17 protein-coding genes are annotated in these 19,193 nt (G+C 66.7%); 8 read left to right on the plus strand and 9 right to left on the minus strand.

The features are described from left to right. Nucleotides 1-151 precede the first annotated feature (151 nt). The 4 genes from ACK4S9_RS02695 to ACK4S9_RS02710 all read right to left on the minus strand — a co-directional run bounded on the left by ACK4S9_RS02695 (nucleotide 152) and on the right by ACK4S9_RS02710 (nucleotide 5,500). Nucleotides 152-1,522: an alkaline phosphatase gene (locus ACK4S9_RS02695; protein WP_409721074.1), complete on the minus strand. Its 1,371-nt coding sequence runs from the start codon at nucleotides 1,520-1,522 to the stop codon at nucleotides 152-154. Nucleotides 1,523-1,541: 19 nt separating this feature from the next. After that, nucleotides 1,542-2,996, minus strand: a complete 1,455-nt coding sequence (locus ACK4S9_RS02700) for an alkaline phosphatase (RefSeq protein ID WP_409721077.1) — start codon at nucleotides 2,994-2,996, stop codon at nucleotides 1,542-1,544. A gap of 162 nt (nucleotides 2,997-3,158) precedes the next feature. Next, nucleotides 3,159-3,728 (minus strand): lytic transglycosylase domain-containing protein, encoded by a 570-nt coding sequence (locus tag ACK4S9_RS02705; RefSeq protein ID WP_409721424.1) that lies wholly within the window; start codon nucleotides 3,726-3,728, stop codon nucleotides 3,159-3,161. Nucleotides 3,729-3,781: 53 nt separating this feature from the next. Then, on the minus strand, nucleotides 3,782-5,500 hold the full coding sequence (locus ACK4S9_RS02710; RefSeq protein WP_409721080.1) for a proline--tRNA ligase: 1,719 nt from the start codon (nucleotides 5,498-5,500) through the stop codon (nucleotides 3,782-3,784). Between the two features lie 206 nt (nucleotides 5,501-5,706). Between ACK4S9_RS02710 and ACK4S9_RS02715 the strand changes: the two genes are divergently transcribed. From ACK4S9_RS02715 to ACK4S9_RS02725, 3 genes are all read left to right on the plus strand, one after another. After that, nucleotides 5,707-6,357, plus strand: a complete 651-nt coding sequence (locus ACK4S9_RS02715) for an RNA pyrophosphohydrolase (RefSeq protein WP_409721083.1) — start codon at nucleotides 5,707-5,709, stop codon at nucleotides 6,355-6,357. A gap of 152 nt (nucleotides 6,358-6,509) precedes the next feature. Continuing rightward, the gene (locus ACK4S9_RS02720; RefSeq protein WP_409721085.1) at nucleotides 6,510-6,938 is read left to right on the plus strand and encodes a DUF1841 family protein; all 429 of its coding nucleotides are present in this window, start codon (nucleotides 6,510-6,512) and stop codon (nucleotides 6,936-6,938) included. Between the two features lie 142 nt (nucleotides 6,939-7,080). Further along, complete coding sequence (locus ACK4S9_RS02725; protein ID WP_409721088.1) at nucleotides 7,081-8,595, plus strand: aspartyl protease family protein; 1,515 nt, start codon at nucleotides 7,081-7,083, stop codon at nucleotides 8,593-8,595. On the opposite strand, the gene ACK4S9_RS02730 is transcribed toward ACK4S9_RS02725, so the two are convergent. The 5 genes from ACK4S9_RS02730 to ACK4S9_RS02750 form a co-directional block, all read right to left on the minus strand. Continuing rightward, nucleotides 8,596-10,068, minus strand: coding sequence for an amidohydrolase family protein (locus ACK4S9_RS02730; RefSeq protein ID WP_409721090.1), 1,473 nt, complete (start codon nucleotides 10,066-10,068; stop codon nucleotides 8,596-8,598). An 89-nt stretch (nucleotides 10,069-10,157) separates the two neighbouring features. Continuing rightward, a complete protein-coding gene (locus ACK4S9_RS02735) occupies nucleotides 10,158-11,276 on the minus strand; it encodes a helix-turn-helix domain-containing protein (RefSeq protein WP_409721093.1) in 1,119 nt (372 codons plus the stop codon). A 40-nt stretch (nucleotides 11,277-11,316) separates the two neighbouring features. Next, nucleotides 11,317-12,837 (minus strand): SulP family inorganic anion transporter, encoded by a 1,521-nt coding sequence (locus ACK4S9_RS02740; RefSeq protein WP_409721095.1) that lies wholly within the window; start codon nucleotides 12,835-12,837, stop codon nucleotides 11,317-11,319. 274 nt (nucleotides 12,838-13,111) lie between these two features. Continuing rightward, a complete protein-coding gene (locus tag ACK4S9_RS02745; protein WP_409721098.1) occupies nucleotides 13,112-13,453 on the minus strand; it encodes a c-type cytochrome in 342 nt (113 codons plus the stop codon). Between the two features lie 10 nt (nucleotides 13,454-13,463). Further along, the gene (locus ACK4S9_RS02750; protein WP_285374986.1) at nucleotides 13,464-13,802 is read right to left on the minus strand and encodes a c-type cytochrome; all 339 of its coding nucleotides are present in this window, start codon (nucleotides 13,800-13,802) and stop codon (nucleotides 13,464-13,466) included. A 179-nt stretch (nucleotides 13,803-13,981) separates the two neighbouring features. Here ACK4S9_RS02750 and ACK4S9_RS02755 point away from each other — a divergent pair, with 179 nt between their 5' ends. The 5 genes from ACK4S9_RS02755 (at nucleotide 13,982) to ACK4S9_RS02775 (ending at nucleotide 19,038) form a co-directional block, all read left to right on the plus strand. Further along, nucleotides 13,982-14,836, plus strand: coding sequence for an AAA family ATPase (locus tag ACK4S9_RS02755; RefSeq protein WP_409721101.1), 855 nt, complete (start codon nucleotides 13,982-13,984; stop codon nucleotides 14,834-14,836). Next, nucleotides 14,833-15,423, plus strand: coding sequence for a GNAT family N-acetyltransferase (locus ACK4S9_RS02760; protein ID WP_409721104.1), 591 nt, complete (start codon nucleotides 14,833-14,835; stop codon nucleotides 15,421-15,423). The genes ACK4S9_RS02755 and ACK4S9_RS02760 overlap by 4 nt, the downstream gene beginning before the upstream one ends. A 4-nt stretch (nucleotides 15,424-15,427) precedes the next feature. After that, complete coding sequence (locus ACK4S9_RS02765; protein ID WP_409721106.1) at nucleotides 15,428-16,597, plus strand: vWA domain-containing protein; 1,170 nt, start codon at nucleotides 15,428-15,430, stop codon at nucleotides 16,595-16,597. 118 nt (nucleotides 16,598-16,715) lie between these two features. Then, nucleotides 16,716-17,906 carry a cation:proton antiporter gene (locus ACK4S9_RS02770; protein ID WP_409721109.1) on the plus strand — a complete coding sequence of 397 codons (1,191 nt, stop codon included), beginning with the start codon at nucleotides 16,716-16,718 and terminating at the stop codon, nucleotides 17,904-17,906. Beyond that, nucleotides 17,896-19,038 carry a YbdK family carboxylate-amine ligase gene (locus tag ACK4S9_RS02775; RefSeq protein WP_409721112.1) on the plus strand — a complete coding sequence of 381 codons (1,143 nt, stop codon included), beginning with the start codon at nucleotides 17,896-17,898 and terminating at the stop codon, nucleotides 19,036-19,038. Before ACK4S9_RS02770 ends, ACK4S9_RS02775 begins: the two co-directional genes overlap by 11 nt. Nucleotides 19,039-19,193: the final 155 nt, after the last annotated feature.

The raw sequence follows: 19,193 nt of genomic DNA on the forward strand, positions 1-19,193 counted from the left end.
GGGCTTTTTGTTTTGGATGTTCACCGTAGGGTGGTCGGCCATGCCGGCCGCGCGTTCAAACAGTATGTGAATAGATGCGGCGCGTATAAACGCCGGTCAGTTGAACGCGCGGACGGCGAAGCCGTCCACCCTACGTTAAGGCCGCCGTGTCTTAAAGGCCTGCCGCCGCCTTCATCAGGTGGAACACCTGCGTGTTCTCCATCGTCCCCTTGAACGGCGCCGAACCGGCGCCGGTGGCGTACAGCTTCACGTCCCCGCCTCCGTGCGACTCGTACACGGTGCGCACGCCGGCCTCCTGCCGGTAGCCGTCGCCCAGGGCAGTGGCGCTGTCCACGTCCGCGCGCACGTCCGGGCGCACCTTGCCGTTGCCGAACACGAGCGCGGTGAAGGTCTTGCCGTCGGCATCCTTCTTCGGCTCGCCGCTGGCGTAGTCGTGCACGATGTCCAGCACCTTGCTGCCGCGCTTCGGGTAGCCGTTCAGGACCATCGTGTGGTCATGGTCGGCGGTCACCACGATGAGCGTGTTCTCCAGCCCCGGATCGATTTGGCGCATGCGCTCGATCGCGGCCTGGATCGCCTCGTCGAAGGCCACCGTGTCGGCCAGCGCGTTCTTGGCGTTGGTGTCGTGCAGCGCGTGGTCGATCTTGCCGCCTTCGACCATCAGGAAGAAGCCGTCCGGATCCTTCGAGAGCAGCTCGATCGCCTTCAGGGCCATCTCGCTCAAGCTGGGCTGCTCGGGGCGGCGCGTCAGCGAATAATCCAGGTGGTCGTCGGCGCTGTAGATGCCGACGAACTTGCGGCCCGGGCGGGCCGACATCATGTCGGCGCGGGTCTTGCCCACGGCATAGCCCTGCGCCGCGAATTCCGCCATCAGGTCGCGTCCGTCGGCGCGGCCCTTCGGGTTGGCGGCCTTGTCGAAGGGCGTGAAGTGATGGCGCCCGCCGCCCATCAGGACGTCCACGCCGTCGCCCAGCGCGCGGTTGTAGCCCTCGCCGCCCGGCACGATCTGGCGCGCGATGGCGTAGGCGGCGTCGCGGTGGCACACGTGCGCGAAGGTCGACGCCGGCGTGGCGTGGGTCAGCTCGGTGGTGGTCACCGCACCCACCGACTTGCCACGCGCCTTGGCCAGTTCCAGGATGGTCGGCACGATCACGCCGTCGTTCGGCGCGCACTTGTCGATCGTGCGGTTGCCGTTGGCGTCCCGTTCCGGATCGATGGCGCGCGCGTCCTTGATCGAGATGCCGTCCTGGTTGATCTTCACGCCGGTCATGTAGGCGCCCATCGAGGGCGCGCTGTCGGTGGTCTGGAAGTCGTTCGAATAGGTCTTGATGCGCGCGGTGCGCTCCAGCCTTTCGAAGTTCAGCAGGCCGTCCTCGCCGTGCTTGTAGATGCGGGCGGCGCTGATGGTGGTCGGGCCCATGCCGTCGCCGAGGAAGAAGATGATGTTCTTGGCCTGCGGCGCGGCAATCGCGCAGCTGCTTGCCAGGCTGGCGGCGAGCAGGAAATGGAGTCGTTTGTTCATGATATGTTCCTTGTCCCGCTTACAGGCCGGCGGCGGTCTTGATCAGGCCGAAGACGCGGGTGTTGTCGATGGTCCCGCGGAACAGCTCCGCGCCAGCGCCGGCTGCGCCCAGGTAGACGTCGGTGCCGCCGTGGGTTTCGGCGCCGGTGCGGGTGCGCACCACCGCTTCCTGGTGGTAGTCGTCGCGCGTCACGATCTCGTCGGTGAGCACGGGCTGGCTGGAGCGCGGACCGTTGGTGCGGTTCTCGCCGGTGCCGAAGCCGATGATGGTGAAGGGACGGCCTTCCTTGTCCAGCTTCGGGCTGCCGTCCAGGTTGCGCACCAGGCCCAGCACGCCCGGATTGGTCGGCGTGGTCTTGCCGGTGCGGACCGTGTAACCGTTCAGGAGCAGCGTGTGGTCGTGGTCGGCGGTGGCGACGATCAGGGTGTTCTTCAGGCCCGGGTCGAGCAGCTCCATCTTGTCCAGCGCGGCCTGCATGGCCTCGTTGTAGGACACGGTTTCCTGCAGCGCGCGCTTGCCCAGCGTGGCGTGCAGCGCGTGGTCGATCAGGCCGCCCTCCACCACCAGGAAGAAGCCCTTGCCGCCCTGGGTCGCGTGCGGCGCCAGCAGGTCGATGGCCTTGCGCGTCATCTCGGTCAGGCTCGGCTGCTTCGCCGGGTCGCGGGTGGCGTCGTAGTCCATGTGGTTGGGCGCGAACAGGCCGATCGCCGGCCGCTGCGCGTCGAGCGCGAGCGCCTTGAAGCTTGCGGTGTCCGTGGCGACGCGGAAGCCCTGCTGCCCCAGTTCGGCCAGCAGGTCGCGGTTGTCGGCGCGCTTGCCGCCGCGCGCGAAGGGCGTGAAGAACTGGGCGCCGCCGCCGAACATCACGTCCAGGCCGCGCGCTCCGAGCGCCGGATTGTAGCCGGCGCCGCCCGGCACCAGCATGGCCGCGAGATCGGTTTCGAGCTTGCGGTGGCAGGCGTGGCCGTAGGCGGACGCGGGGGTCGCGTCGGTGACGCTGGTGTTGGTGACGACGCCCAGCGCCATGCCGCGCTTGCGCGCCAGTTCCAGCAGCGTGACGGCGGGCGATCCGCCCTCGCACCTGCTGACCAGGGCATTGCCGTTGGCATCCTTGGCTGGCGCGACCGAACGGGTGCCGAAGGACATCGAGACCACGCCGTTGTTGTGCTTCACGCCGGTCATGTAGGCCGCCATGCCGGCGGCGCTGTCGGTGACCATGGCGTCGTTCGAGAAGGTCTTGACGAAGGCCGACTCGGGCAGGCGGTCGATGGTCAGCTCGCCCTCTTCGCCCGCGTGGAAGATGCGCGCGGCGGTGAGGGTGTTCAGGCCCATGCCGTCGCCGAGGAAGAAGATCACGTTCCTGGCGCGCTCTTCGACCTGGGCGCGGGCGGGGACTTGGGAGGCTGGCGGCACGGCCGCGCAGCCGGCCAGCGCGGCGATGAGGACAGCGCCGGCAAGGGTGGACAATCGCATGAGGACCTCTACGTCTGGAAAGCGCAGAGTTTAATGCATTATGGCAGCTGGAATTGTTGCGGAATTGTTGGAGTGACGGGATCCGTAGGGTGTGCTGCCTGTGCGGTCATCCCGTTGCTGGTTGAACGCGTGGACGGCGAAGCCGTCCACCCTACAAGGGTATCAGGCTGCGGGTTTGAATTCCCACTTCTTCCATGCCGCCAGCACCGCGTTCGGATACTGCGGCTTGCCGCGGCTGCCGTTGTAGCGGCCGAGCGCGAGATAGAGGTTGCCCTTCTCCATGTCGATGTACATGCGCAGGATCGAGCAGCCGTAGCGCAGGTTGGTCTGCATGTTGAACAGCATGCGGCGGTCGCTGTCGCCGATCACGCGGGTCCAGAAGGGCATCACCTGCATGTAGCCGCGCGCGCCGGCGATCGAGATGGCGTACTTGCGGTAGGCCGACTCCACCTGGATCAGGCCCAGCACCAGGGCCGGGTCGAGTCCCGCGCGCGTCGACTCGTACCAGACCGTCTCCAGGAATTCGGTGCGCGATAGCTGGTCGGGGATGCGCTTGGCCAGGCGCTTCGACATTTCGTCGAACCAGGCCTGGTAACGCGCCCGCGCTTGCGCGTCGCGCAGCACCGGCTTGGGCGGGCGGCTGTCCTTGATGGCGTTGGCGAGCGCCAGCCGAACCGAGTCGGCCAGCGCTTCTTCCTTCTGGTTGCCGGCGTGCGCCGCGCCGCCGAGCATCAAGCCGGCAGCGAGCAGCGCACTCGCGGCCCAGGGAAACAGTGCTACCAGGCTCACTTGCCCAGCTTGCCCTTGATGAAGGCGACCATGCCGTCGACCGGCACGCCGGTGGCGGCGGCGTCGCGGCGGCCCTGGTATTCCAGGTTGCCTTCCTTGAGGCCGCGCTCGCCGATCACGATGCGGTGCGGCACGCCGATCAGTTCCCAGTCGGCGAACATCGCGCCCGGACGCAGGCCGCGGTCGTCGACGATCACGTCGATGCCAGCCGCCTGCAGTTCGGCGTACAGCTTCTCGGTCTGCTCCTTGACCATCTCGCTGCGGTCCAGGCCCATCGGGCACAGCACCAGCTCGAAGGGGGCGATCGCATCCGGCCAGATGATGCCCTTGTCGTCGTAGTTCTGCTCGATCGCCGCGCCCAGGATGCGGGTCACGCCGATGCCGTAGCAGCCCATCTGCAGCGGGGCCGGCTTGCCGGCTTCGTCGAGGAAGGTGGCTTCCATCGCTTCCGAGTAGGCGGTGCCGAGCTGGAACACGTGGCCCACTTCGATGCCGCGCTCGATCGCCAGCACGCCCTTACCGTCCGGCGAAGGGTCGCCTTCGACCACGTTGCGCAGGTCGGCCACGATCGGCTCGGCGCAGTCGCGGCCCCAGTTGGCGCCCACGTAGTGGTAGTCGGCCTCGTTGGCGCCGCAGACGAAGTCGGCCATGGTGGCGACGCTGCGGTCGGCCACGACGGTGACCGGCAGTTTCGTGTTGATCGGACCGAGGTAGCCCGGCACGGTGCCGTACACTTCCTGGATCTCGGCTTCGGTCGAGAAGCGGAATTCCTTCAGGCCCGGCACCTTGTTCACCTTGATCTCGTTGAGCTCGTGGTCGGCGCGCAGCAGCAGCAGGAAGTAGTTCTTCTTGCCTTCGTTCTCGACCGTGAGGGCGATGCTCTTGACGTGGCGCTGCAGCGGGATGCTCAAGAGTTCGGCCACGGCTTCGCACTTCGTTTTACCGGGGGTCGAAGTCTTGACCAGTTCCTGGGTCGCCGCGCCGCGCTCGCCGCCGGCCAGCGCTTCGGCCGCTTCGATGTTGGCGGCGTAGTCCGAATCCGGGCAGTACACCAGCGCGTCTTCGCCGGTGCTGGCGATGACGTGGAATTCATGCGAGCCGGTGCCGCCGATGGCGCCGTTGTCGGCGGCCACCGCGCGGAACTTCAGGCCAAAACGATTGAAAATGCGCGTGTACGCCTCGAACATGTTCTCGTAGGACTTCTGCATGCCTTCGACGTCGCGGTCGAAGGAATACGCATCCTTCATGGTGAACTCGCGCCCGCGCATCAGGCCGAAGCGCGGGCGGCGCTCGTCGCGGAACTTGGTCTGGATGTGATAGAAGTTGATCGGCAGCTGGCGGTAGGACTTGAGCTCGCTGCGCACGACGTCGGTGACGACTTCTTCCGAGGTCGGCTGGATGGCGAACTCGCGGCCATGGCGGTCTTTCACGCGCATCAGCTCGGGGCCCATCTTGTCCCAGCGGCCCGTCTCCTGCCACAGTTCGGCCGGCTGCACGAGCGGCATCAGGAGTTCGATCGCGCCTGCCTTGTTCATCTCTTCGCGGATGATGTTCTCGACCTTGCGGATGATGCGCAGGCCGGTCGGCATGTAGGTGTAGATGCCCGAGCCGAGGCGCTTGATCATCCCGGCGCGCATCATCAACTGGTGACTGACGATTTCCGCGTCGGAAGGCGCTTCTTTAAGAGTTGAAATAAAAAATCGTGAGGCGCGCATATCCGTGAATTCTTTTTAAAAAGAGAGGGTTATAATCGACCTAATTTTAAAGGATTAGCTGGCTGATGCGTCCAATCTTTCTACAAAAGGGTCCGGAACAAGCAGAACCTGTCCCATCGGCTATCCGCCGGAGGGGTGGGCGAACAAGGCACTGTGGATAAAAATATAAGGATCGTACGGCCGGCAGAAAGTTTCGAGGTGCACTTATGCTCGATCGTGAAGGGTTCCGCCCCAACGTCGGCATCATCCTGCTGAACGCCAATAACGAGGTGTGGTGGGGCAAGCGGGTGCGCGAGCACTCGTGGCAATTTCCGCAAGGAGGTATCAAATACGGCGAGACGCCGGAGCAGGCGATGTACCGCGAACTCGAGGAAGAAATCGGTTTGCGCCAGGAGCACGTCAAGATCGTGGGCCGCACCCGCGACTGGCTGCGCTATGAAGTGCCCGACCACTTCATCAAGCGCGAGATCCGCGGGCACTACCGTGGCCAGAAGCAGATCTGGTTCCTGCTGCGCATGATGGCGCGCGATAACGACGTCAACCTGCGCCTGACCGACCATCCCGAGTTCGACGCCTGGCGCTGGCACGACTACTGGGTGCCGCTGGACGTGGTCATCGAGTTCAAGCGCGATGTCTACCAGCGCGCGCTGCAGGAGTTGTCGCGCTTTATCACCTGGCCGTCCAAGGGCCAGCATGGCGAGCGTCGCCACAGCGCGCGCTACCTGCGCCAGCCGCACGGGCGCGCCCAGGGCGGCGGCAAGGGCCAGCAGGTCCTCGCGGCCAATGCGCCAACGCCTGTCGCCACGGCCAAGCCGGCGGCGCCGGATTCGCTGGCGCTGGTGGTGCCGGACGAGTAAGCCGAAGCGGCATGGGGAGCGGCGCTCCCCATGCCGTTCTTCCGCCGCGTTCGCGGCGGGCGCCCTGTCTCATCCCTTCGCATTGACCGGAGCAGGCATCGGCAAGAAGCGCTAGAATGCCGGCTTCCTGCCTTTTTCCAGCTCCCCGACACATGTTTACTCCGTCCTCGCACGACGTGCGCCGCTTTTTCTGCGAAGCCCTGCGCAAGCAGCGCAACGGCGAGATCCTGAGCCCGATGGACGCCATCGCGGCCGACTGGATCGTCCAGCATCCCGAATACCATGCCGAACTCGACGACGTCGAAGCGGCGATCGCCCGCGACTACTCGGTCGAAGGCGGCAAGCCGAATCCCTTCCTGCACCTGTCGATGCACCTGTCGATCGCCGAGCAGGTCTCGATCGACCAGCCGCGCGGCATCAAGGCGGCGCACGACCTGCTGGTGAACCGCATCGGCGAGCACGAGGCGCATCACGAAATCATGGAATGCCTGGGCGAGATGATCTGGACCTCGCAACGCAATGGCATGCCGCCCGACACCGAGGCCTACATCGAGTGCGTACGCCAGCGCGCCACGCGCTGAGGAACCCGGCAATATGATTCAACAATGCGGCACATGCCGCATTTTTTGTATCATGTTCCAAATCGCAACAGTTCAGCGTCAGCATGCGGGGTTTATGCATACAGGATTGCCGGAAATATAAGTCCCCTCCTAGTATGTACGCATGAAAACCTTCCTCCGCCTGCTGAGCGCGGCCTGCGCCCTCCTCCCCCTTGCCCATGCCGCCGCGCAGACCTGCACCTACACGCCGATCGGCAAGCTGCCGCTGCGCTATAGCGGTACGGGCCTGGAAATCACGGCCGAGGGCAGCATCAACGGCACCCCGGCCGAACTGCTGGTCGACACCGGCGCTTACGCCACCGCGCTGACGCGCACCGGCACCGAGCGGCGCGGCATCCGCCTGTACGCCACCGGCAGGCATGCCCAGGGTTTCGGCGGCAGTTCGCCGATCTATGCTTCCATCGTCAACGAATTCATCGTCGGGCCGGTCCGTGCCGGACGCAGCAACATGCCGGTGATCGGCAGCTTCGGCGACACCCCCTCCTACGATGGCATCCTGGGCGCACCCTTCCTGTTCCAGACCGATGTGGAGATTTCGCTCCCCACCAAGCAGCTGACCTTTTTCGTCCCCGAGAAATGCGGCGGCACCTGGCTCGGCTACTGGGGCAAGGACGTGCAGGCGATCCCGCTGCGGCGTCACGACGAACACCACATGAACCCGAAGTTCTTCGTCCGCATCAACGGCAAGGAGCTGGAGGCGATGATCGACACCGGCGCCTTTGCCTCCATGATCACCGCCGACGCCGCCAAGCGCGCCGGGATCGCGCTGGACGGTCCCGGCGTCACGAAGGGCTCGGACATCGGCGGCATCGGCAACTACGCGGTCCAACGCTGGCATGTGACGACCACCTTCCAGATTGGCGAGGAAACGGTCCAGAACGCCGAGATGGGCGTGGAAAACTCCGGCCTGAACATGGCCGACGTGGTGCTGGGCGCCGATTTCCTGCGCGCCCACCGCGTGCTGTTCGCGCTGAGCCAGAACAAGTTGTACTTTTCCTATGTGGGCGGCGAGCCTTTCGGCCAGCGGCGCACGCTGGAGCCGTGGGTGCTGGCCGAGGCGCAGGCCGGCAACGCCGACGCCCAGTTCACCCTGGCCCGCGCCTACCGCAGCGGCAAGCTGGTAGCCAAGGACGGCGAGCGCGCGCAGGAATGGCTGGAAAAGGCGGCCAGGGGCGGCAGTGGCCATGCCAACCTGTATACCGGCCACGAACTGCTGGCGCAGCGCGACTATGCCGCCGCCGCCACCCGCCTGCGCAGCGCGCTCGACAAGCTGCCGGCCGAACGCCACGGCGCCCTGTGGCTCTACCTCGCGCGCGTACGCGCCGGCCAGCCCGAGCTGGCGAAATCGGAACTGGCCACGATCTTCGCGCGCACCGCGAGCGACGAATGGCCGAAACCGATCGGCGAGTTCTACCTCGGCACCCTGTCGGCCGACAAGCTGCTGGCACAAGCCGGCGACGCGCGCAGCAAGGGCCAGGAGCGCCGCTGCGAAGCGCTGGCGGCGATGGGCGACTGGTACCGAGCGCATGCCCAGGCCGAGCAGGAGAAGGCCATCGACGCCCGGATCGCGGCCAGCTGCACCACCCCCGAGCTGACCTACGCCAAACTGGGCGGCTGATCAGCGCGCGCCGGCCGCCAGCCGCGCGCGCTCGACCTGCCGGCCGCCCACCCACAGCGTGACGATGCTGTCCCAGGCCTGCACGCTCGCCAGCGGCGAATCGCGCAGCAGCAGCAGGTTGGCGTCCTTGCCCGGCTCGATGCTGCCAAGCCGGTCGAGCAGGCCGAAGGCGCGCGCATTGCCGATGGTCGCGGCCCGCAGCACCTGGGCCGGGCTCATGCCGGCATCGGCCAGGTGCTGCATCTCCAGGAAGCCGTTCAGGCCCGGCAGGTTGCCGTAGGTCGGCGAGGACGGCGTATCGGTGGCGAACAGGAGGTTGGCGTCGCGCGCGGCCAGGTAAGCGATCACCTGGCGCAGGCGGCGCAGCGGCGCCTGGCCCGCCTCCAGCATCTCCTCATGGCTGTGCCCTTCCGCCAGCTCTTCGCCGAACCATTGGCCTCCCGGGGTGGCATACCAGTCGGCCAGCGCCTTCGGCACCACCTTGCGCACGCCCGGATGGCGCAGGTAGCCGCGGTCGAAATAGGCGTCCAGGCCCACCAGCACGCGCATGGTCGGCTGGTAGCCGATACCGGCGGCGACGATCCGGTCGAGCAGCGCGCGAATCTCGTCCGGCAGCTCCTTGCTGCCGTTCAGGCTACCCCAGTGCCACATGCCGTGTGCCAGCACGTCGGCCCCGTTCTCCACCGCGAAGCGCTGGCCCTCGAAGGAATTGGCGTGGGTGACCAGGGCCATCCGGTTGGCGCGGGCGGCGCCGCGCACCTCGGCGAACAGGGCCGGGCTCCATACCGGCAGATTGCGCTCGCGGCCGAAGCCGCGCTCGAAATGGGTCTTCACGCACACCCCGCCCGCCGCCTTCGCCCGTGCCACGCCGGCCTGCGGCGTGTGTTCCTCCGGACGGTAGCCGGGCGGCACGCTGGTGGGCCGGGCCGGATCGTAGACCGAGTTCGGGAAGGCCGCGAAGCGCTTGGCTTCGGGGAGGAAGGACATCGGGTAGCCGTTCGCCATCGGCAGCGGCGGGCCGCAATGGACCACCTCGGGATGCAGCGGCGCGGCGCGGAAGCGTTCGATCACCCCCATGTCGGCCACGGCCAGGTCGACCACGGTGGTGTAACCGTAGTAGAGGAAGGAACGGGGCAGCTGCCGCTGGTAGGCCTCGGTTAGCGCGCGCTCCTCCTGCGCCTGCTCCAGGCTCATCCCCGGCACCGCATGCAGATGCACGTGCGAATCGATCAGGCCGGGCGTCAGGTAGCCGCCCTTGCCGTCGACGCGCCGGGCCCCGGCCGGCATGCGCGCGCCGGGGCCGCGGTGGACGGCGGCGATGCGGCCGTTTTCCACCAGCACGCTGCCGGCTTCGATGCGCTCGAGCCGCTCGGGCGAGACCAGTTTGACGTTGGTGATCCAGATCGCCTCGGCCGCGGCGGTGGGAACGAGGGCCAGGGCCAGCAGCCCGGCGAGCAATGCCTTGAACTTCATGCGTGAACTCCAGTGAACGCGTTGAAACGAGCCTGGAGTGTGGTTTGACACAGGGGTTCGGGCGTCCCGGATCATGATCCGGGACCTGTTTACACGCTCGGAAGCGCCCCTTCCCGGCGCCGGAACTCGCCCGGCGTCATCCCCGTATGCGCCTTGAATACCCGGTTCAGCGCGCTCTTGCTGTTGAAGCCCGACGCCAGGGCCAGGTCGAGGATGGTGGAGTCCGACCTGCCCGGGTCGTGCAGCGCCTCCTTGAGCGCCTCGACCCGGTGGCGGTTCAGGTAATCCTGGAAGTTGGCGCCGCAGGCGCCGTTGATCAGCTGCGACAGCTCGTGCGGCGTCAGCGCCAGCCGCCCGGCCAGCGCTTCCAGTTTCAGTTCGCCGTCGCGCCAGGGCTGCTCGTCTCTCATGCAGGCTTCCAGCCGCGCCAGGAAGGCGCCGCGGTCGGCGTCGGCCAGGGCGCGCTCGCCGTAGCGCGGCCTGGGCGGCGCTGCCGGTTCGGCCGGGGGCAGGCGGTAGCCGAGCGGCTGGCGGATCGCCAGGTAGCCGGTCGCGTACAGGAAATACAGCAGCACCAGCGCGCCGGCCACGTCCGCGGACAGGGGCAGCGCGACGGGCGCGAACTCGAGGGCGAGCGCCAGCATGCTGAGCACGCCGCCGAACAGCCAGATCGCCAGCAGGCGGCGCAGGCCGGCCGCCAGCGGATGGGCCGCGGCACGGCCGACCAGCGTGTAGCAGGCGCGGACATACGTCAGGAACAGGATCAGCTTGGCCAGCGCCGCCGCCGCCACATACCAGGGCGGACCGTCCAGGCCGCGCATCCAGGCCAGCTTGGCCGCGGCCGGCTGCAGGTAGAAAGGCAGCAGCGCCAGCGTGGCCAGAATAAAGGGCAGAAAATGCAGCGCCTGGGATCGGCCCCATGGCCGGTCGTGCAGGATGCGGGAGAAGTACAGGTAGAGCAGCGGCCCGGTGGCAAAGCCCAGCGGCAGCACCGCCAGCGCACTGTGCGGCCATTCCCGGTACAGCCCGGCGAGCCCGAGCCAGGCATGGCCGACCACGAGCACGCACAGGAGCATGAGGGCGGCCAGCAGCCCGTTGGCGGCGCGCACTTCCGGCCGGCGCGCGCCCAGCAGCAGGAGCACGGCGGCCAGGAACAGGCCCTGGCCGATCGCCAGCAGGAAGAGTACGGACAGGATGGTCGTCGACATGTATGGCTACATGCTTGTCAATCCCGCCATTCTGCCCGAATCAGCCCAGCTTGTCGTCGGCGACGTGGTAGCGCGGGTCTTCCGGCAGGTTCACTTCGATCATGTCCTTCGCCTTCTCCAGCAGCTCGCGGCAGTCCGGGCTCAGGTGGCGCAGGTGCAGGCGCTTGCCGAGCAGGCGGTAGCGCTCGGCCAGGGCGTCGATGGCCTGGATCGCCGAATGGTCGGCCACGCGCGCGCGCAAGAACTCGACGACCACGTCCTGGGGATCCTCCTTCGGCGTGAACAGGGCCTGGAAGCCGCTCACCGAGGCGAAGAACAGCGTGCCTTCCAGCTCGTAGACCTTGCACCCCTGTTCGTCGATGCCGGCAGTGACGCGGATCTGCTTGGCGTGCTGCCAGGCGAACACCAGCGCCGACACGATCACGCCGGCCAGCACCGCCACCGCCAGGTCGAAGGCCAGGGTGATGCCGGCCACCAGCACGATCACCAGCGCGTCGGCGCGCGGCACCTTGCCGAACAGGCGGAAGGTGCCCCACTCGAAGGTCTTTTCGCACACGAAGAACATCACGCCGATCAATGCCGCCAGCGGGATCTGCTCGATCCAGCTTGAACCGACCAGGATGAATGCGAGCAGGCACAGCGATGCCACGATGCCCGACAGGCGCCCGATGCCGCCGCTGTTCACGTTGATCATGCTCTGGCCGATCAGGGCGCAGCCGCCCATGCCCCCGAAGAAGCCGGTGACGACGTTGGATGCGCCCAGCGCCAGGCATTCGCGGTTCGGCTGGCCGCGGGTGTCGGTGATCTCGTCGATCAGGGTCAGCGTGAGCAGCGACTCGATCAGGCCGACGCCGGCCAGCACCAGCGCATACGGGAAGACGATGCGCAGGGTCTCCAGGTTCCACGGCACCTCCGGGACCGCGAAGCTGGGCAGGCCGCCGGCGATCGAGCCGAGGTCGCCCACGGTCTTGGTGTCGATGCCCAGCAGCGCGCAGCCTGCGCTGGCCGCCAGGATGCCGACCAGGGTGCTCGGCACCGCCTTGGTGAAGCGCGGCGTGAGGTAGATCACCGCCAGGGTGGCGGCGACGATCGCCAGCATGGTGGCCAGCTCAAGGCCGCCCATCCATTGCATGCCGCCGTCCGGGCCCGGCGTCTTGAAGTGGCCGAATTGGGCCACGAAGATCACCAGTGCCAGGCCGTTGACGAAGCCGAGCATGACCGGGTGCGGCACCATGCGGATGAACTTGCCCAGGCGCGCGGCCGCGAACAGCAGTTGCAGCACGCCCATCAGCACCACGGCCGCGAACAGGTATTGCGCCCCGTGCTGCACCACCAGCGCCACCATCACCACCGCCAGCGATCCGGCCGCGGCCGAGATCATGCCGGGGCGGCCGCCGAAGCTGGAGGTGATGAAGCAGACCAGCACCGCCGCGTACAGGCCGGTGAGCGGCGAGACCTGGGCCACCAGGGCAAAAGCGATGGCCTCGGGGACGAGGGCGAGGGCGACGGTCAGGCCGCTGAGCAGGTTGGATTTGAGGTGGGTGGGGGAGAGAGACGGCATTGGTTTGGTAAGAACTGGCAAGGTAAGCAGGTGGCATGCGTGCAAAAATTGGGTTCCGGCCTTCGCCGGAACGACGGTTTACCGCTAGTTGCCAGCTCATGCACGTCGTCCCGGCGCAGGCCGGGACCCAAGTTTCCCCGCACAGCCACTTCGCGTCCTTGCACCGCCAGCCACAGCACACCCAAAAACAAAATCCCCCGCCGGCTGCCCGGTCGGGGGGATCGACAGTTTACCAGCTCGGGGCTGGAACCGCTGGAATACCGCTGGAATACCCTTACTTGCTGACCACGAGCTGCGAGGGCAGGCTGGCCAGGTAGGCGCCGATGTCGGCCATGTCCTTGTTCGACAGCGGCTGCACCTGCCCTGCCATGATCGGATTGATGCGGCCGTTCGAGCCGGCGCCGCGCTTGTAGGCGCGCAGGGAGTGCGCCAGGTAGTCGGCGTGCTGGCCGGCCAGCTTCGGATAGCTCGGGTCGATCGGCTTGTTGTAGTCGGCGCCATGGCAGGAGGCGCAGTTGTACTTCTTGACGAGCGCCTCGCCTTTCGCGACGTCGGCAGCGGCGGCGCTGCCCATGCAGAATGCGCCGGCAAGCAGCGCGGAGAACAGTTTTTTCATTGGCTGGTCCTTAGCGTTTGGCGGTGGCGGGAGTCTGCTGCGCGTAGTAGGCGGCGACGTCGGCGATGTCCTGGTCGCTCAGCGAGGCGGCGATGCCCATCATCGACGGGTTCTTGCGCTCGCCCTTGCGGTAGGCCTTGAGGGCGCTTTCGATGTACTTGGCCGACTGGCCGCCGATCATGGGAACGCGGTAGACCTCGGGGAAGCCCGATTTGTAGCCCGGGATGCCGTGGCAGCCGATGCACATTTCGATCTTGGCCGGTGCTGCTTTCGGATTGCCGACAACTTCCGCCGCGGCTGCGGTACCAGCAAACGCTGCCAATACCAGTAGTGCTAAAGATTTTTTCATGGGTGTGGCTCGTTAGTTGTAATTCGAATACCGCAAACGCACAAAAAGTTAGCAAATGGACTACCAACCTGTCGATTCTATCTGAAGAGTTGTCACCAGTCTACAAACGCGCGCGGCCCTGTCCGCACCCGGGTTCTAGCATATACTCGCCTTCATTTCACTCCATTCCGACAACGCCCATGCACGCTTCTCCACGCTTCGAAGGCAGCGACAACTACGTCGCCACCGCCGACCTGAAACTGGCCGTCAACGCCGCGCTCACGCTCGGTCGTCCGCTCCTGATCAAGGGCGAGCCGGGCACGGGCAAGACCATGCTGGCCGAAGAGGTGGCGGCAAGCCTCGGCATGCCGCTGCTGCAGTGGCACGTGAAGTCGACCACCAAGGCCCAGCAGGGCCTGTACGAGTACGACGCCGTGTCGCGCCTGCGCGACTCGCAGCTGGGCGACGAGCGCGTGCGCGACATCCACAACTACATCGTCAAGGGCGTGCTGTGGCAAGCCTTCACGGCCCCGGAACCGGTGGTCCTGCTGATCGACGAGATCGACAAGGCCGACATCGAGTTCCCGAACGACCTGCTGCGCGAACTGGACCGCATGGAGTTCTACGTCTACGAGACGCGCGAGATGGTGGTGGCCAAGCACCGCCCGCTGGTGATCATCACCTCGAACAACGAGAAGGAACTGCCGGACGCTTTCCTGCGCCGCTGCTTCTTCCACTACATCAAATTCCCGGACCGGGACACCATGGCCGACATCGTCAAGGTGCACTTCCCGACCCTGAAGCAGGACCTCCTGGCCGCCGCCCTGCAGAGCTTCTACGAGCTGCGCGAGGTCGCCGGCATCAAGAAGAAGCCCTCGACCTCGGAATTCCTCGACTGGTTGAAACTCCTGCTGGCCGAGGACATCCCGGCCGAAGCCCTGCGCAGCCAGGATAGCAAGGCGATCGTGCCGCCGCTGCACGGGGCCCTGCTGAAAAACGAACAGGACGTGCACCTGTTCGAGCGCCTGGTCACCATGTCGAGGATGAACCGATGATCAAGGTGCTGCCTGCCACGCTCGAGTTCAATGGCCTGCGCCTGGAACCGCTCGCGCCGCACCACGAGGACGGCCTGCGCGCCGCCGCCAGCGATGGCGAGTTGTGGAAGCTGCGCGTGACCAGCGTGCCGGAGCCGCACAACGCGGCGCAGTACATCGGCGCCGCGCTCGACACGCGCGACCGCCTCGCCTTCGCCGTGCTCGACGCGCGCAGCGGCACCGTGCTGGGCACGACCAGCTTCCACGACGTCCTTCCCCAGGTCGGCCGCGTCGAGATCGGCTACACCTGGTACGCCAGGCGCGTCCAGCGCACCCACGTGAACACCAGCTGCAAGCTGCTCCTGCTGTCGCATGCCTTCGATACCCTCGGCTGCGGGGTGGTCGGGCTGCGCACCGACTGCGAAAACGTCGCCTCGCAGGCCGCCATCGAAGGCCTGGGCGCGAAGAAGGATGGCGTCATCCGCCACCACGCCCTGCGCCGCGACGGCACCGTGCGCGACACGGTCATGTACAGCATCCTGCGCGCCGAGTGGCCCGGGATCAAGCGCGCCCTGCACGCGCGGCTGGAGCGGCACGCCAAGGTTTGACACCATGCTGATCGACTTCTTCTACACCCTGCGTGACGCCAAGGTCCCGGTCACGATCAAGGAATTCCTGACCCTGCTGGAAGCCCTGCAGCAGGGCGTGACCGCGCCTTCGCTCGACGAGTTCTATTACCTGGCGCGCCTGACGCTGGTGAAGGACGAAGCCCACTTCGACAAATTCGACCGCGCCTTCGGCGCCTACTTCAAGGGCGTCGACGCGGTGTTCGACGAGAAGGCCGACATTCCCCTCGACTGGCTGCTCAAGCGCTTCGAGCGCGAGCTCACGCCCGAACAAAAGACGGCGCTGGAAAAGCTCGGCTACGACAAGCTGCAGCAGCGCCTGCAGGAACTGCTGAAGGAACAGAAAGGGCGCCACGAAGGCGGCAACAAGTGGATCGGCACCGGCGGCACCTCGCCTTTCGGCAACGGCGGCACCAACCCGGAAGGCATCCGCATCGGCGGCCAAAGCCGCAACCGCACGGCCGTCAAGGTGTGGGAGCAGCGCAGCTACCGCGACTACGACGACGAGCGCGAACTGGGCACCCGCAACATCAAGGTGGCGCTGCGCCGCCTGCGCCGCTTCGCCCGCCTAGGTGCGGCCGAGGAACTGGCGCTGGACGACACCATCCGCGCCACCGCCAGCAACGCGGGCTACCTCGACATCCGCATGCAACCGGAGCGCAAGAACCGCATCAAGGTGGTGATGCTGCTGGACGTCGGCGGCTCGATGGACGACCACATCGAACGCGTGGAAGAACTGTTCTCGGCGGCCAAGAGCGAATTCAAGAACATGGAGTTCTACTACTTCCACAACTGCGTCTACGACTACCTGTGGAAGAACAACCGGCGCCGCCACAGCGAGCGCTTCCCGACCTGGGACGTGCTGCGCACCTACCCCAACGACACCCGCGTGATCTTCGTGGGCGACGCCACCATGAGCCCCTACGAGGTGCTGGCGCCGGGCGGCTCGGTCGAGTACAACAACGAGGAAGCCGGCGCGGCCTGGCTGGCGCGCTTCACGGGCGCCTTCCCCAAGTTCGCCTGGCTCAATCCCGAGCCGGAACACCTGTGGGAATACCGGCAATCGATCGCCGTCATCCGGCAGATCATGAATAATCGGATGTTCCCGATCACCCTCGAGGGGCTGGAGCGGGCCATGCGGCTGCTCAGCAAGTAGGACCTTTCGCACATCAATCGTGCGCGTGAAAGCCTCTTGTAGAATTGTCAACACCGTAGGGTGGACGGCTTCGCCGTCCACCCTACGAATTCGATCATCCTTTCGAGTGGGAGAACCGATGCCCGACCTGCTGCCCATCCTGACCAGCCTTGCGTGGCCGATCGCGCTCGCCATCGCCTGGCTGGCCGGCGAATTCGGCCAGCGCTTCACGGGACTGCCCCGCATCAGCTTCTATGGCCTGGTCGGCTTCGCGCTGGGCAGCACCCAGATCGGCGTGCTGCCCGCGCCCGACGCCGGCCCGGTGGCGCTGCTGGCCGACATCGCCTTCGGCCTGATCCTGTTCGAACTGGGCTACCGCATCAACCTGCGCTGGCTGCGCCACAATCCCTGGATCGGCGTGGCCGGGCTGGCCGAGAGCCTGCTGACCTTCGTGCTGGTCTACCTGGTCGCGCTGGCCTTCGGCAGTTCGCAACTGGTGGCCCTCATGATGGCCGCGCTGTCGATGGGCACCTCGCCCGCCACCATCGTCCGCGTCATCAACGAATACCGCAGCTCGGGCCAGGTCACCGAGCGCGTGCTGCACCTGACGGCGCTGAACTGCGTGCTGGCGGTGTTCGCCTTCAACGCGATCATCGGCTTCTGGATCTTCCACACCTTCGACGCGGTGGGCGAAGCCCTGTGGCAGAGCCTGGTCACGCTGGCCGGGTCGGCCCTGGTCGGCGCGCTGTTCGGGATCGCCGTCCCCGCCCTGCTGCGCGCCATCCGCAACCCGCGCCACGATGCCACCGCGGCCTTCGCGCTCGCCATCGTGCTGCTGGTGGCGATCTGCGACGCCGGCTCGCTCTCGCCCTACATCGCCGCCCTGGCGTTCGGCCTGACGGCGCGCCATCGCCGTATCGCCTTCAGCCAGGCGCAGCGCAACTTCGGGCCGCTGGGCGAAGTGCTGACCGTGCTGCTGTTCCTCTACGCCGCCTCCACCCTCGACTGGCGCCAGGTCGCTACCGGCGCCACGCTGGCGGTGATCGTGGTGCTGGTGCGCCAGGTGGCCAAGACCGTCGGGGTGACCGCCTTTGCCCGCCTGTCCGGCGTATCGTGGCGCAAGGGCGCCCTCACCAGCCTGGGGCTGGCGCCCTTGTCGGTGTTCGTGATCCTGCTGATCGAACATGCGCGCCATGCGGGCGTGCACGTCGTCGAGGAACTGCGCGCGATGGCCGCGGTGACGATGCTGCTCGAAGTGTTCGGTCCCGTCATCATCCAGCGCGCCCTGGTGTGGGCACGCGAAGCCCCGGAGCGTCCCGATGCCGCTTGAAGCCTTCACCTCCTCGCAGCCGCTCACCTTCGGCGTCGAACTCGAACTGCAGTTGGTCAGCCTGTCGGATTTCAATTTAACCGCGGCCGCCCCCGACCTGCTGCACCTCCTGAAGCGCAAGCCCTTCCCGGGCAACGTGACGCCCGAGATCACCGAGAGCATGATCGAGATTAACTCGAGCGTGCACGCGTCCTACGAGCCGCTGCTGGCCGAGCTGCGCGCCATCCGCGACACCCTGGTGGCGGCCGGCGACATGCTCAACATCGGCATCGCGGGCGGCGGCACCCACCCCTTCCAGCACTGGTCGGAACAGAAGATCTCGAGCAAGCCGCGCTACGAATACCTGTCGCAGCTGTACGGCTACCTGGCCAAGCAGTTCACCGTCTTTGGCCAGCACGTGCACATCGGCTGCGCCAACGGCGACGATGCCCTGTACCTGCTGCACGCGCTGAACCGGTACCTGCCGCACTTCATCGCCTTGTCGAGCTCCTCGCCCTTCGTGCAGGGCGTCGATTCCGGCTTCGATTCGGCGCGCCTGAATTCCGTGTTCGCCTTCCCGATGAGCGGGCGCGCGCCTTTCGTCCTGAGCTGGCAGGAGTTCACCGACGTGTACTTCGCCAAGATGGAGCGCACCAACATCATCAAGAGCATGAAGGATTTTTATTGGGACCTGCGGCCCAAGCCCGAATACGGCACCATCGAGCTGCGCGTGTGCGACACGCCGCTCACGGTGGAGCGCGCGGCGGCGCTGGCGGCCTACCTGCAGGCCCTGTGCCGCCACCTGCTCCAGCGCGTCGACGCGCCGCCGGTCGAAGACGACTACCTGGTCTACAACTACAACCGCTTCCAGGCCTGCCGCTTCGGACTGGAAGGCGCGATCACGCATCCGAAGACCTATGCCAACGTGCCGATGCGCGAGGACATCCTGGCCACCCTCGACAGAATGATGCCGCATGCCGAGGCGCTGGGCAGCGTGGAGGCGCTGCAGCATCTGGCCGAGGCGGCGCGCGAAGGCAGCGACGCGGCCCAGCTGCGACGCGTGTACGAGCGCGAAGGCAGCGTGGAAGGCATGGTGAACGGGGCGATCCAGCGCTTCAGGGGCGAGCGGCGGATGCGCTGGCGGCGGGGATGATGGCCCGCGGCTGCCGATCCGTCGCTCCCGCGAAGGCGGGAGCCCAATTCGGCGAGTGTCGCGCTATCTCGACCATACACGGCAACTTGAAGACCGTCGCACCGGCGAAGGCCGGTGCCCAAGTTCTACGTAGATGGCTAGTCGAAGAAATTGGA

This window comes from Massilia sp. (assembly GCF_046293535.1).
Lineage (GTDB): Bacteria > Pseudomonadota > Gammaproteobacteria > Burkholderiales > Burkholderiaceae_D > Telluria.